The organism is Actinoplanes sp. NPDC019969, from assembly GCF_055562375.1.
On sequence record NZ_JBVHFK010000008.1, the window covers coordinates 343,810 to 357,361 of the forward strand.

The window sequence follows — 13,552 nt, forward strand, 5'->3', positions numbered from 1 at the left end:
AGGATGGCGCCGAAGACGTGGAGGGTGCCGTCGGGCAGGGCGGCGGAGGCGATGTCGCTGATGGAGTCGTTGGTGTCGATCTGGGTGGCGTTGGTGTTCCAGACGCCGGCGGCGTTGCGGGTGCGTTCCCAGATGCCGCTGCCGGGGACGAGGCCGAAGAAGTGGATGGTGCCGTCGGCGAGGCCGGTGGCGCTGATGTTGTCGATGGCGGGGTTGCTGTCGATGTGGACGGCGTTGTTGTTCCAGACGCCGTTGGCGGCGCGGGTGCGGGTCCAGACGCCGCTGCCTTCGATGACGGCGAAGACGTGCATGGTGCCGTTGGGGAGGCTGGCGGCGGTTACGGCTTTGACGTTGGGGTTGGTGTCGATCTGGGTGGCGCTGGCTTCCCAGGCTTTGCGGTGCCAGATGCCGCTGCCGGGCACGGCGGTGAAGATGTGCATGGTGCCGTCGGCGTTCTTGGTGCCGGCGATTCCGGCGATGTTGGGGTTGGCGTCGACGCGGGTGGCGTTGGTCTCCCATACACCGGCGGCGTTACGGGACCGGGCGTAGACGGTGCCGTGCGGTTCCGGTTCCGTGGGAGGCGCGTCGTCGACGATGTTGACGTAACGGCGTGCGGCGTATTGCGAGGTCGCATGACCTGCCAAAATCGAATCCGAGAACGACGCTCCGGTGACCTTCTTCATGGGGGTGCCACCGAAGCTGTAGTACCAGAAGCTGGTCTTGGCCGCGTTCTCCCACCCGCCGAAGAGGATCGCGTGGTACGGGTACCCCGAGTCGTTGTTCACCACGTCGTTGAGAAGATCGCCGGGCAGCAACTGGTTCCGGGTGATGGCCTTCGTGATCCTCGTGTTCATCAGGCCCTGGGTGTTCGGGTCCGCGTTGAGGTGCCATGCCATGTCGACCAGGCCCGAGCAGTCCCGGCGGTAGTTCCGGTCGCTGGTGGCGCCCGAGGTCTTGAGCTCCTGCGAGTAGGTCATGTCCGCGTTGTTGCGGCGGTTGTACCAGGCCTCGGCGCGAGCCAGCACCTCCGACCGTGTGATGGTGCCGCCGGCGACGCTGGCCGCCGCGGCCGGCGGGGCGGTCAGCGAGGCGTCGACGACGACCGTTCCCGCCGTTATCGAGAGTGCGACGGCGAATGCGGCAAGGGATCGCCGTGAAAGGGACAGGGTGCGGGCGGACGTCATGCTCGGCTCCTCGAAGGGTGCGGGAGTGGAAATGCGCCTATGTGCAATGACTGTCGCCAATGCAACAAAAGCGATTCCGATAGACCCTGCGGCATGGTTTCCGCAACCCCTATCGGCTTCTTTCTTGGATGTCACAAGCTTGGACTAGGGGTCTGTCAGGGCCCTGTAGGGGTGATTCCCGTACTTTTCCCGTACCCGGCGCGGTTAGGATCATCGTCATGCCGAGAGGTGCGGAATTGAAGGATGAAGGTGCCTTGGGAGCCTTGCTGCGCGATTCCAGAAGACGTCTGGGGTTCAGTCAGCGGGAGCTTTCGGTAAAGGCCGGCGTCAGTCTGGGAATGCTGCGAGACCTGGAGCAGGGACGAAGCTGCCAACCGCACAAGCGATCGCTTGTTCTGATTTCAAAAGCACTTGACATCGACCTGAATGAACTGTTCACGACGGATGAGCCGCTTCCCGGAGGTCCGCCCGGCCCGGCCTCCGGCGACCTGCGGATCGCCCTGCTCGGCCCGCTGGAGGTGACCCGCGGATCCGCTCGCCTACGCCTCGGGTCGGTGCGCCGCCGGCTGCTCCTGGCCAGGCTGGCCCTGACACCCAACGTTCCCGTCGGCCGGGAGGAGCTCCTCGACCTGCTCTGGGGCCGAGCGGCGCCGGCCGCCATGAGCCTGCTGCACACGCAGGTCAGCCGGCTCCGGCGCATCTTCGGGACCGGCCCGCAGGATTCGCAGCAGATCACCCTGGAGCCGGGGGGATACCGCCTCGGTGTCGAGCAGGAACACCTCGACCTGCTCGAGTTCCGGGGGCGCATCGCGCGCGGGCGGCGGCTCACGGGCACCGACCCGCAGCGCGCCTTCCAGGCGTACTTCGACGCCCAGCGCATGTTCCGCGGCGGCAGGCCGGCCGAGGACGTGCTGGAACTGCGGGAGGACCCGCTGGTCACGGTCGTTCTCGACGAGACGGTCGACGCCGCGGTCGAACTGGCCGACCTCGGCGAGCTCCTCGGCCGGCAGCCGGAGGTCCTGCCGATCCTGCGCCGCCTCACCGCCCAGCACCCGTGGCACGAGGCGCTGCACGCCCGGCTGATCAGCGCGCTGGCGGTCACCGGGCAGCAGGCATCGGCCCTGGAGGTGTACGAGCGGATCCGGTCACGTCTCGCCGAGGAACTGGGCATCGACCCCGGGCCGGAACTCACCGAGGCCCGGCAGGCGGTGCTCGAGCAGCGCTCACGGGCGCCCCACCGGTTGCCGGGCGCCGTCGCCCCGAGGCTCGGCGCCCGGCGCGATCAGAGCCGGCCGGCCTCGATGATGCGGGCCAGGAACTGACGGGTCCGTGGTTCGACGGGGTCGCCGAGCACCTGCGACGGCGGCCCCTGTTCGAGCACCCGCCCGCCGTCCAGGAACGCGACCCGGTCGGCGACCTGCTTGGCGAACCCCATCTCGTGGGTCGCCAGCACCATCGTCACGCCTTCGCCCTTGAGGTCCCGGATCATGGTGAGCACCTCGCCGACGAGTTCCGGGTCGAGCGCCGACGTGACCTCGTCGAGCAGCAGCAGCCGCGGGCTGTTGACCAGGGCCCGGACGATGGCGGCCCGCTGCTGCTGACCGCCGGAGAGCCGGTCCGGATAGGAACCCGCCTTGTCGGCGAGCCCGACCCGCTCCAGCCACTGCCGCGCCTGTGCCTCGGCCTCCTCGACGGGCCTCCGGTGTACGCGTACCGGCGCGAGCGTGATGTTCTCCAGCACCGTCATGTGCGGGAACAGGTTGTAGGACTGGAAGACCAGGCCGATGCGACGGCGTACCGCATCGGGGTCGATCCGGGGATCGGAGATCTCCTCCCCGTCCAGGTGGATGGTGCCGTCGTCGATCTCGGTGAGGAGGTTGACGCACCGCAACAGTGTCGACTTGCCCGAGCCGGACGCCCCGATCAGCGCCACCACCTCGTGCTCGGCGACGTCCAGGTCGAGGCGATCGAGGATGACGTGGTCGCCGAACACCTTCCGGACGTTCGTGATCTCGAGAAGCATCAGGTCCCCGCGTTCTGCCGCCGGGCCGCCCGCAGCGTCACCCCATCGGTGACCGCGATCAGCGGCAGGGCCAACAACACGAACAACACCCCTGCGACGATGTACGGGGTGAAGTCGGCGTCCCGGGCCACCCCGATCTGGGCCGCCCGGATCGCGTCGATCGGACCGGCCAGGGAGATCAGGCCGACGTCCTTCTGCAGTGCCACGGTGTCGTTGAGCAGCGGCGGGGCGACCCGCCGGACCGCTTGCGGCAGCACCACGTGGCGCATCGCCTGCCGGTAGGTGAGGCCGAGCGACCGGGCCGCCGCGATCTGGCTGGGGTGCACCGACTCGATGCCGGCCCGGAACACCTCGGCCAGGTAGGCGCCGTAGGTGACGACCAGCGCGGCGGCGCCCAGCACCAGCACGTCGGGGGTGCCCTGCAGCCGCAGGCCGGGGACGCCGAACGCGAACAGGTAGATCACGATGATCAGGGGGAGGCCGCGGAACGAGTAGGTGTATCCGGTAGCCAGTGCCCGTACCGGGAAGAAGACCGGCCCGCGGAGGGTGCGCAGCACCGCCACGAGCAGGCCCAGGGCCATGGCCAGGGTGGCGCAGACCACCAGCAGTTTCACGTTGAGCCACAGGCCCTCGAGGATCTGCGGAAGGTACCTGCGGGCCGTGTCGGGGTCGAAGAACGACTCCTTGACGCGTTCCCAGCCGGGCGCGCCGGTGATGGCGACGGCGAGCAGGGTGCCGACGGCCGCTGTCGATGCGGCGGCCAGCAGAACGGAACGGATCGCCCGTCCGCGACGGTAGGCGATCCGTTCCCGTTGCCTGGTGCTGATCTGGTACGTCACTGGAGTTCGGGGGCTCCGGCGGAGTCGGCGAGCCAGGTCTTCTCCAGCACGGCGAGCGACCCGTCCTGGCGCAGCTGGTCGACCGCCCGGCTGACGCAGCCGGTCAGCGGCGAGCTCTTGTCGAGCACGATGCCGAACTGCTCGGGCACCCCGACCTGCGGGAGCTGCCCGACGATGACGCCGTCCTTCAGCTCGGCCCCGGTCATGTAGAACGCGGTCGGCAGGTCCACCACGATGCCGTCGACGGTCCCGTTCTCCAGCGCCTTCTTGGCGTCGTCGTTGTTGTTGAACACCGCCGGGTCGCCGTTCGGCTTGATCAGGTCGGTGATCGCCTGGTAGCTGGTGGTGCCGACCTGGGCGCCCAGCTTGGCGCTCCTCAGGTCGGCGAGCGACTTCGCCCCGGCGATCCTTGAGCCCTTGGTGGTGATCACGGTCTGGCGCACCAGGTAGTAGGGCGAGGAGAAGTCCACCGCCGCCTTGCGCTCCTCGGTGATCGAGAACTGGTTGACGTCGATGTCGAACGCCTTGGGCCCGGGCGCGATCGCGTTGTTGAACGTCACCGTGGTCCAGACCACGTCGGCCTTCTGGTAGCCGAGACGCTCGGCGACCTGGTAGGCCACCGCGGACTCGAAGCCCTTGCCGTTGTCCGGCTTGTTCTCGGTGAACCACGGCTCGTAGGCGGGGTTGTCGGTGCCGATGGTGAGCTTGCCGGCGGTCTTGGTGGGCAGCGACGCCGGGTCGCAGCTGGGGGATGAGGCGGACGGGGCCGCGGAGTTCTTCTCCTCGACCGGTGAGCAGGCCGTCACAGCGGCGAGCAGGAGCGCTGCGCCGCCGACGATCATGGGGGTGAGTCGGCTGACCATGCCTGAGATCCCACGCTCTGGGGGCGTGCGTCGTCAAGCCGTGGTGAGCTGCCACAATCGGTCCTCGTGAAGACGTTCGAAGAACTGTTTGCCGAGTTGCAAAGCAAGGCGGCGGACAAGACACCCGGTTCGGGCACCGTCGAGGCGCTCGAACGCGGAGTCCACTTCATCGGCAAGAAGGTCGTCGAAGAGGCGGCCGAGTCGTGGATGGCCGCCGAGCACGAGGGGCCGGAACGCGCTGCCGAGGAGATCTCCCAGCTGCTCTACCAGGCTCAGGTCCTGATGATCGCCACGGGACTGGAGCTCAAGGACGTGTACCGACATCTGTGACGAGTGTCCCGACACCCGTTCACTGATCTCAAGGAGCACGTCATGTTGCGTATCGCCATTCCGAACAAGGGCACCCTGTCCGCCCCGGCGTCACAGATGTTGCGGGACGCGGGCTACCGCCAGCGCACCGACCCCAAAGATCTGATCTGCCGTGACGAAGACAACAACGTCGAGTTCTTCTACCTGCGGCCGCGCGACATCGCGACCTACGTCGGCACCGGCGACCTCGACCTCGGCATCACCGGCCGGGACCTGCTGGTCGACTCCGGCGTGCCGGCCACCGAGCTGCTCGACCTGAACTTCGGCGGCGCGACCTTCCGCTGGGCCGCCCCGGCGGGCACGCTGACCAGCGCCGGTGAGATCGGCGGCCGCCGGATCGCCACCGCCTACCCCGGCGTCGTCGGCCGCTACCTGGCCGACAACGACCTGAAGGCGGACGTGGTCCGGCTCGACGGCGCGGTGGAGAACGCGGTCCGGCTCGGCGTCGCCGACCTGATCGCCGACGTGGTGGAGACCGGCGCGACGCTGCGCCAGGCCGGCCTGGTCACCATCGGCGACCCGATCATGCGGTCCTCGGCGATCCTCATCGGGCGCTCCGCGGAGACGCCCGCCGGCGGCGCCCAGCTGCTGCGGCGCCTGAACGGCGTGCTGGTGGCCCGCAACTTCGTGATGCTGGCGTACGACGTCCGCGCCGACCTGCTCGACCAGGCCACCAGCCTGACCCCCGGCATCGAGTCGCCGACCGTCTCCCCGCTGCACCGGGAGGGCTGGGTCGCCGTCGAGGCCATGGTCCAGCGCCGCGACGTGCACCGGATCATGGACGAGCTGTACGACCTGGGCGCCCGGGCGATCCTGGTCACCGACATCGCGAACTGCAGGCTCTGATGACCGCGGTGCTCTATCGCCCGAAGAGGATCCGCTGGGTGGCCGTGCCGGCCGCCGTCGCGGTCGCGATCTTCTTCACCGTGATCAGCTTCGGCCTGACCGGGTCGGCCGGCTTCCAGAACTCCGAGGCCACCTTCCAGCGCGGCGACCAGTTCGCCATGATCGGGCTGGGGGTGCTGCTCGGCCTGGGCATCCTCGCGTTCTGCCGGCCGCGGGTCACCGCCGACGCCGAGGGCGTGCACGTGCGCAACGTGATCGGCGGCTACGACCTGCCGTGGGGGGTGGTGCGCGCGGTGCGGTTCGACCGGAACTCGGCGTGGGCCCATCTGGAGCTGCACGACGACGAGCAGGTGCCGATCCACGCGTTGCAGGCGGTCGACAAGGACTACGCGGTGGACGGGGTGCGTACCCTCCGTGCCCTGCATGCGGAGGCTGCCGCAGGTAGCTGATAGGATGGCGGGCAGTCGACCACGCCGTGCCCAGAGCACGGCGCGAAAGAGGAGCCCGCTGGTTCCCACCCGAGTCACTTCAGTGGCCGGGTCCGGTCTCCCGGCCAGGGAATATCCCTGGCTCGGTGTGCGTCCTCCTTTGGGCGCCGATGACCGGTCGTAGCGGGCCCTGGCTTCACGCCAGGGCCTTCTGCTTTCCCGGCGTCCCGCGGCCAGCGGGACAACTCGGGGCCGACCGCCATTGGCAGCGCCCACCCCCACTCGGGCGGGCGAGGAACACAACCGAGGAGGCCCCATTAGCGTCGAACCACGCGTGAACGAACAGATCCGGGCTCGTGAGGTCCGTCTGGTCGGTCCGGAGGGTGAGCAGGTCGGCATCGTGCCGGTCGAGCGCGCTCTCCAACTGGCCGCGGATGTCGACCTGGACCTGGTCGAGGTTGCTCCGATGGCGCGGCCGCCGGTGTGCAAGCTCATGGACTTCGGCAAGTTCAAGTACGAGAGCGCACTCAAGGCCCGCGAAGCGCGGCGCAACCAGCAGCAGACCGTCATCAAGGAAATGAAGCTGCGGCCGAAGATCGACCCGCACGACTACGAGACCAAAAAGGGTCACGTGGTGCGGTTCCTCAAGGCGGGCGACAAGGTCAAGGTGACGATCATGTTCCGTGGTCGTGAGCAGAGCCGCCCCGAGCTGGGCTTCCGGCTTCTCCGCCGGCTCAGCGAGGAGATCTCGGAGCTGGGCTTCGTCGAGGCCAGCCCGAAGCAGGACGGCCGAAACATGATCATGGTTCTTGCTCCGCACCGGGCCACCAAGGCCGCCGCGGCAGCAACGGTCGCCGCCAACGCCCGTCCGCCGCGCGAACCACGCGAGGGTGACGTGGCCGAGGCCGAGGCGGCCGCACCGGCCGAGACCACCGCAGCAGAGTAGTCAGCTTTTCCCCGCGTCCCCCCGGTCGCGGGGAAAGATCAGAAAGAGGCGTCAAGTGCCGAAGATGAAGAGCCACACCGGCATGGGCAAGCGGGTGAAGGTGACCGGCAAGGGAAAGCTCGTCACCGAGCAGGCCGGTAAGCGTCACCTGCTGGAGCACAAGAGCTCCCGGGTCACCCGCCGGATGACCGGTACGGTCACCGTGGCCAAGGCCGACACCGCGCGAGTGAAGAAGCTGCTGGGCCGCTGACGCGCGCCTGACCCGGTTCCCCTGAAGGAGTAACTAGAAATGGCACGCGTCAAGCGGGCGGTAAACGCCCAGAAGAAGCGCCGCACCCTGCTCGAGACCGCGAGCGGCTACCGCGGTCAGCGCTCCCGCCTGTACCGCAAGGCCAAGGAGCAGGTGCTGCACTCGATGCAGTACTCGTACCGTGACCGTCGTGACCGCAAGGGCGACTTCCGCCAGCTGTGGATCACCCGCATCAACGCGGCGGCCCGGTCCAACGGCATGACCTACAACCGCCTCATCCAGGGCCTCAAGCTGGCCGAGGTGGAGGTCGACCGCAAGATCCTGGCCGACCTCGCGGTCAACGACGCGGCTGCCTTCGCGGCCATCGTCGAGGTCGCTCGCGCGGCCGTCGCGGCCGAGGGCACCGGCGGCGCCGCCGCGCAGGCTGCCTGAGTTATCGCGTAGCACGTTTTCGACGCCTCCCGATCTTCGGTCGGGAGGCGTCGTTGCTCGATTCGTCGGACGGAAGATCATGTTCACCCCCCGTACGCCCCGCATCGTCGCCGCCCGCCGCCTCCAGCGCCGCAGGGACCGCGACCAGAGCGGCCGTTTCCTCGCCGAGGGCCCGCAGGCCGTGCGGGAGGCGCTCGCCGCGGGCGCGGTGATCGAGCTGTTCGGGACGCCCGCCGCCCTGGACCGGCACGCCGAACTGACCGCGCAGGCGCCCGAGGTGTCCCCGGTCACCGACGAGGCGCTCGCCGCGATCACCGAGACGGTCAGCCCGCAGGGCCTGGTCGCCGTCTGTGAGCAGGGCGACGTGCCGATCGGTGAGGCGCTCGCCAAGAAGCCGCGGCTGGTCGCGGTGGTCGCCGAGATCCGGGACCCCGGCAACGCCGGGACGGTGCTGCGCACGGCTGACGCGGCCGGGGCGAGTGCGGTGATCTTCGCCGGCGACGCCGTCGACCCGTACAACGGCAAGTGTGTCCGGTCGTCGGCCGGCTCGCTGTTCCACGTGGACGTCGTCCGCGCCCCGCTGTCGGTCCTGGACCTGCTCCAGGACAGCGGGCTGCAGGTGCTCGCCACCAGCGGGACCGGTGAGGACGACGTGGACTCGCTGCTCGACGGCGGGCAGCTCGCCCAGCCGACGGCCTGGCTGTTCGGCTCGGAGGCGCACGGCCTGCCCGACTCGCTGCTGAGCGGGGCGGATCGGCGGGTGCGCGTACCCATCTACGGCGGAGCCGAGAGCCTCAACCTCGCCGCGGCCGCCGCCGTCTGTCTCTATGCCTCGGCCCGTGCGCAGCGCTGAGGGTAGGCTGGGCGGCATGTCAGGTCTCTCGTTTATCCGGCCCGCTGGTTGCGGGCGCCAGATCTGACCCCTCTGCGCGTACTCCCTGACCGGCGGGCTGCGGCCCAGCCGCGCCTCCGTAGACTGCCGATGGCTTATCCGGTGTGAGGGAGTTCGCCCGACCATGTCTTACCGCAACGATCCGTACGATCCGAAGCAGGCGGCCCTGCTCGCGCCTGAGGCTCTGGAAGCCGCCGTCGCCGACGCCGGGAAGGCGTTCGCACAGGCCGCCGACCTCGACGCGCTCGCCGTGCTGAAGTCCGCGCACCTCGGTGACCGCTCCCCGGTGTCGCTGGCCCGCCGGGAGATCGGCTCGCTGCCGCCGGCCGCGAAGTCCGACGCCGGCAAGCGCGTCAACGTCGCCCGCCAGGCCGTGCAGGCCGCTTACGACGCGCGCCAGGCCGAGCTGGAAGCCGACCGTGCCGCCCGCGTCCTGGTCGAGGAGCGCGTCGACGTCACCCTCCCGTGGACCCGCCGCCCGCGTGGCGCCCGGCACCCGCTGACCACGCTGATGGAGCACATGGGCGACGTGTTCGTCGGCATGGGTTACGACATCGTCGACGGTCCCCAGCTGGAGCTGGAGTGGGCCAACTTCGACGCGCTCAACATCGGCCCGGACAACCCGGTGCGCGGCTCCTCGGACACCTTCTTCGTCGACCTGCCCGGCCTGGTGATGCGCACGCACACCTCGCCCGGCCAGGTGCGCACCATGCTCGACCGGCAGCCGCCGATCTACATCGTCAGCCCGGGGCGCGCGTACCGCACCGACGAGCTGGACGCCACGCACAGCCCGGTGTTCCACCAGATCGAGGGCCTGGTCATCGACGAGGGCATCACCATGGCCCACCTGCGCGGTACCCTGGACCACTTCGCGAAGGCCATGTTCGGCCCGGACGCGAAGACCCGCTGGCGCCCGCACTACTTCCCGTTCACCGAGCCGTCCGCCGAGTTCGACGTCTGGTTCGCCCAGCACCGCGACGGGCCGCGCTGGGTCGAATGGGGCGGCTGCGGCATGGTCAACCCGCGGGTGCTGACCGCCTGCGGCATCGACCCGGCGGTCTACTCCGGGTTCGCCTTCGGCATGGGTGTCGAGCGGACCCTGATGTTCCGCAACGGCGTCTCGGACATGCGCGACATGGTCGAGGGCGACGTGCGGTTCACCACGAACTTCGGAATGGAGTCCTGAAGCGATGAAGACGTCACTGTCGTGGCTGCGCGAGTACGTCGAGCTGCCCGCGGGGATCACCGCTTCGGAGCTGGACACGGCGCTGACCAACCTCGGCATGGAGGTCGAGGGCATCGTCGACCAGGCCGGGACGATCCTCGGTGACCTGGTCGTCGGGCGGGTGCTGACGATCGAGGAGCTGACCGGGTTCAAGAAGCCGATCCGGTTCTGCACGGTCGACGTGGGCAACGCCCAGCCGCAGGAGATCGTCTGCGGGGCGCGGAACTTCGCCGAGGGCGATCTCGTCGTGGTGATCCTGCCCGGCGGCGAGCTGCCCGGCGGGTTCAGGATCGGGGCACGGAAGACGTACGGCAGGAACTCGCACGGCATGATCTGCTCGGCCGCCGAGCTGGGCCTGTCCGGCGACCACTCCGGCATCATCGTGCTGCCCGCCGACACGGCTGCCGCGCCCGGCGCCGACGCCCGCCCGGTCGTCGGCCTGGACGACGTGCTGGTCGAGGTCGAGATCACGCCGGACCGCGGGTACGAGATGAGCGTCCGCGGCATCGCGCGGGAACTCGCCACGTACTTCGGCGTGCCGTTCACCGACCCGGCGGCCATCCCGTTCGAGACCGGCACGGCGGAGAGCCCGTACCCGGTCTCCGTGGAGGACACCGCCGGCTGTGACCGCTTCGTGGCCCGCGTCGTCCGCGGCATCGACCCGGACGCGCAGTCTCCCGAGTGGATGCAGCGGCGGCTGATCCAGGCCGGCATCCGGACCATCTCGCTGCCGGTCGACATCACCAATTACCTGATGCTCGAATTCGGCCAGCCGATGCACGTCTTCGACCTGAACCGCCTCAACGGCGGCCTGGTCGTGCGGCGGGCCCGCGCCGGGGAGAAGCTGACCACCCTGGACGGCGTGGCCCGCTCGCTCGACGCCGAGGACATGGTCATCTGCGACGAGACCGGGCCGATCTCGCTCGCCGCCGTGATGGGCGGCGAGACCAGCGAGTGGCAGGAGGGCACCGTCGACGTGCTCCTCGAAGCCGCCCACTGGGACCCGGTCATGGTCGGCCGGACCGCCCGCCGCCACAAGCTGTTCAGCGAGGCCGCCAAGCGGTGGGAACGCGGCGTCGACCCGGCGCTGCCCCTCGCCGCCCTGCGCAAGGCCGCCGACATCCTCGTCGAGCACGCCGGCGGCGAGGTCGACGAGCGGGTCCTCGACATCGACCACGTGGCCGCGCCGGTCGCGCTGACCCTGCCCGGGGACGCGCCGGCCCGGCTCGTCGGCCTGCCGTACACCGCGGCGCAGGCCGCCGAGCTGCTGCGCAAGGTCGGCTGCGAGGTCACCGGCGACAAGGTGCTCAGCGTCCTCCCGCCGACCTGGCGGCCGGACCTGGTGGCGCCGATCGACCTGATCGAGGAGGTGGCGCGGCTCGGCGGTTACAACGACATCCCGAGCGTGCTGCCGCCCGCCGGAGCCAGCCGGGGGCTCACCCCCGCGCAGAAGCAGCGCCGGTCGGTGGGCCGGGCGCTCGCCGAGAACGGGTACGTCGAGGTGCTGTCCTACCCGTTCGTCGCGCCGGGCACCGCCGACGCCCTCGGGCTGCCCCCGGCGGACCCGCGGCGCAGCGCGGTGCGGCTCACCAACCCGCTGTCGGAGGAGGAGCCGCTGCTGCGCACCACACTGCTCGGCCCGCTGCTCGGCACCCTCAAGCGCAACATCGGCCGCGGCCGGCGGGACGTGGCGCTCTTCGAGGCGGGCACGGTCTTCCTGCCGCACCTGACCTCGACCGCCCCGCCGTCGCTGGTGGTGGACCGCCGCCCGACCAACGCCGAATGGGCGGCCGCCAACGCGATCGTCCCGGAGCAGCCGTGGCACCTGGCCGTCGTGCTGGCCGGCGACATCGAACCGGCCGGCTGGTGGGGCCAGGGCCGCGCCGCGACGTGGGCGGACGCCATCGAGGCGGCACGCGTCGCGATCGCCGCCGCGGGCATCGCCGAGGACCGGGTGACGGTCCGCGCCGCCGAACGCGCCCCGTGGCACCCCGGCCGGTGCGCGGAGATCCTGGTCGACGGATCCGTGGTGGGCCACGCCGGCGAACTGCACCCCGCCGTGCTGGCCACCCTGGAACTGCCGAAACGCACCGCGGCCGCCGAGATCGACCTGGACGCCCTGCCGGAGGCCCCGGTCGTCGACGCGCCGAAGATCTCCACCTTCCCGCCGGCCCTGCTCGACGTGGCCCTCGTGCTGGACGGCACGGTCCCGGCCGCCGAGGTGCGGGCGGCGCTGGCCGAGGGCGCGGGGGAGCTGCTGGAGTCGGTGGCGCTCTTCGACGTCTACGAGTCGGCGCAGTTGGGGGAGGGGAAGCGGTCGCTGGCGTACAAGCTGACGTTCCGTGCTCCGGACCGCACCCTCACCTCGGAGGAGACCCTGGCCGCCCGCGACGCCGCGGTCGCCGTGACGGCCTCCCGGTTCGGCGCGACCCTGCGCGGCGCCTGACACTCCGGCCCGGGCGCGGCCCGGCTGGTGGGACACCACCGGCCGGGCCACGCTCGCCGGTGCGGTCAGTCCCACCAGAACGTCCAGCCGGGCGCGCCCAGGATCTGCTCGACATAGGCGTCCATCGAGCCCGCGCCCTGCCAGATGTTGTCCGGGCAGAAGGCGAGATGCTCGGCGGCGACCGCCCGCGCGTGCTCCTCGCCGGCCGGCGAGGCCGCGACGCTCACATACAGCGTGTCGAAGCCGGCCGCGACGACCCGGGCGCCGAACCGCTCCTCCCAGCTGCGCAGCACGCAGGAGATCTTCGCGGTGTCGTTCTCGTGGTTCATCGGGCCGGTCCAGCCGGCCGCGGCCAGGGCGTCCGCGCCCCGGGCCGCCGGGACCAGACCCAGCCGGGGCAGGGTGAGAACGCCGAGCTCGAGGATCATGTCGGCGGTCTCGTCGGCGTCCTCGCCGGGATCGCCGGCCGGAACGCCGCCGCGCGCCAGGCCGGGCCACTCCTTCTGCTCCACGTCCTTCCACCAGCCGGCGAGGACCGCGCCGGGATCGTGATCACCGGGCTCGGTGCGGATCAGGGAGGGATCCAGATCGCCGTCGCCGGACCAGGGCCGGCCGGGATCGCGCTCGGAGAGGCTGCCCAGCAGGAGTGGCCACAACCCGGTGCGCGCGTGCTGCGCCCGCAAAGCCCGCCACCAGCCCTGCCGCGGCGTGGCGTCGCTGATCCACAGCAGATCCTGGACGGGCCGCCAGGACGAGCCGGTGGGGTCGGTCGAAAGGAGCGGGGCGGTGCCGGTGAGCCGAGTCATGGC

15 protein-coding genes and 1 pseudogene are annotated in these 13,552 nt (G+C 70.5%); 11 read left to right on the forward strand and 5 right to left on the reverse strand.

Annotated features, from left to right (window positions below; translation table 11 throughout):
• Positions 1-1,184: PLL family lectin (locus ACZ3II_RS25220; RefSeq protein WP_465520176.1), on the reverse strand; the 1,184-nt coding region annotated here is incomplete at its 3' end.
• A 218-nt stretch (positions 1,185-1,402) separates the two neighbouring features.
• Here ACZ3II_RS25220 and ACZ3II_RS25225 point away from each other — a divergent pair.
• Both ACZ3II_RS25225 and ACZ3II_RS25230 read left to right on the forward strand, forming a co-directional pair.
• Positions 1,403-1,606 (forward strand): annotated as a pseudogene (locus ACZ3II_RS25225) (helix-turn-helix domain-containing protein); the annotation flags it as partial.
• A gap of 132 nt (positions 1,607-1,738) precedes the next feature.
• Entirely contained in the window at positions 1,739-2,506 is a 768-nt protein-coding gene (locus ACZ3II_RS25230; protein ID WP_465520274.1) for an AfsR/SARP family transcriptional regulator, read from the forward strand.
• Here the strand turns inward: ACZ3II_RS25230 and ACZ3II_RS25235 are convergent.
• From ACZ3II_RS25235 to ACZ3II_RS25245, 3 genes are read right to left on the reverse strand one after another with little or no spacing between them, the layout of a single operon-like run.
• Positions 2,467-3,207: an amino acid ABC transporter ATP-binding protein gene (locus ACZ3II_RS25235; protein ID WP_465520177.1), complete on the reverse strand. Its 741-nt coding sequence runs from the start codon at positions 3,205-3,207 to the stop codon at positions 2,467-2,469. The two genes, ACZ3II_RS25230 and ACZ3II_RS25235, sit on opposite strands and share 40 nt — an antisense overlap.
• Positions 3,207-4,046, reverse strand: coding sequence for an amino acid ABC transporter permease (locus tag ACZ3II_RS25240; RefSeq protein ID WP_465520178.1), 840 nt, complete (start codon positions 4,044-4,046; stop codon positions 3,207-3,209). Before ACZ3II_RS25240 ends, ACZ3II_RS25235 begins: the two co-directional genes overlap by 1 nt.
• The gene (locus ACZ3II_RS25245) at positions 4,043-4,909 is read right to left on the reverse strand and encodes an ABC transporter substrate-binding protein (RefSeq protein ID WP_465520179.1); all 867 of its coding nucleotides are present in this window, start codon (positions 4,907-4,909) and stop codon (positions 4,043-4,045) included. The genes ACZ3II_RS25240 and ACZ3II_RS25245 overlap by 4 nt, the downstream gene beginning before the upstream one ends.
• A 66-nt stretch (positions 4,910-4,975) precedes the next feature.
• Here ACZ3II_RS25245 and ACZ3II_RS25250 point away from each other — a divergent pair, with 66 nt between their 5' ends.
• The 9 genes from ACZ3II_RS25250 (at position 4,976) to pheT (ending at position 12,743) form a co-directional block, all read left to right on the forward strand.
• A complete protein-coding gene (locus tag ACZ3II_RS25250) occupies positions 4,976-5,239 on the forward strand; it encodes a phosphoribosyl-ATP diphosphatase (protein WP_043528313.1) in 264 nt (87 codons plus the stop codon).
• A 42-nt stretch (positions 5,240-5,281) separates the two neighbouring features.
• Positions 5,282-6,124, forward strand: coding sequence for an ATP phosphoribosyltransferase (hisG, locus tag ACZ3II_RS25255; RefSeq protein ID WP_465520180.1), 843 nt, complete (start codon positions 5,282-5,284; stop codon positions 6,122-6,124).
• Complete coding sequence (locus tag ACZ3II_RS25260) at positions 6,124-6,573, forward strand: PH domain-containing protein (protein ID WP_465520181.1); 450 nt, start codon at positions 6,124-6,126, stop codon at positions 6,571-6,573. Before hisG ends, ACZ3II_RS25260 begins: the two co-directional genes overlap by 1 nt.
• A 313-nt stretch (positions 6,574-6,886) precedes the next feature.
• Complete coding sequence (infC, locus tag ACZ3II_RS25265) at positions 6,887-7,498, forward strand: translation initiation factor IF-3 (RefSeq protein WP_465520182.1); 612 nt, start codon at positions 6,887-6,889, stop codon at positions 7,496-7,498.
• 55 nt (positions 7,499-7,553) lie between these two features.
• Positions 7,554-7,748 (forward strand): 50S ribosomal protein L35, encoded by a 195-nt coding sequence (gene rpmI, locus ACZ3II_RS25270; protein WP_282764755.1) that lies wholly within the window; start codon positions 7,554-7,556, stop codon positions 7,746-7,748.
• A gap of 39 nt (positions 7,749-7,787) precedes the next feature.
• Positions 7,788-8,180, forward strand: a complete 393-nt coding sequence (gene rplT, locus ACZ3II_RS25275; RefSeq protein ID WP_043528305.1) for a 50S ribosomal protein L20 — start codon at positions 7,788-7,790, stop codon at positions 8,178-8,180.
• Positions 8,181-8,259: 79 nt separating this feature from the next.
• A complete protein-coding gene (locus tag ACZ3II_RS25280; RefSeq protein WP_465520183.1) occupies positions 8,260-9,033 on the forward strand; it encodes a TrmH family RNA methyltransferase in 774 nt (257 codons plus the stop codon).
• A gap of 163 nt (positions 9,034-9,196) precedes the next feature.
• Complete coding sequence (locus ACZ3II_RS25285; RefSeq protein ID WP_465520184.1) at positions 9,197-10,258, forward strand: phenylalanine--tRNA ligase subunit alpha; 1,062 nt, start codon at positions 9,197-9,199, stop codon at positions 10,256-10,258.
• A 4-nt stretch (positions 10,259-10,262) separates the two neighbouring features.
• Positions 10,263-12,743: a phenylalanine--tRNA ligase subunit beta gene (pheT, locus tag ACZ3II_RS25290; RefSeq protein ID WP_465520185.1), complete on the forward strand. Its 2,481-nt coding sequence runs from the start codon at positions 10,263-10,265 to the stop codon at positions 12,741-12,743.
• 65 nt (positions 12,744-12,808) lie between these two features.
• Here the strand turns inward: pheT and ACZ3II_RS25295 are convergent, their stop codons facing one another.
• Positions 12,809-13,549, reverse strand: a complete 741-nt coding sequence (locus tag ACZ3II_RS25295; RefSeq protein ID WP_465520186.1) for a DUF4253 domain-containing protein — start codon at positions 13,547-13,549, stop codon at positions 12,809-12,811.
• Between the last annotated feature and the right edge of the window lie 3 nt (positions 13,550-13,552).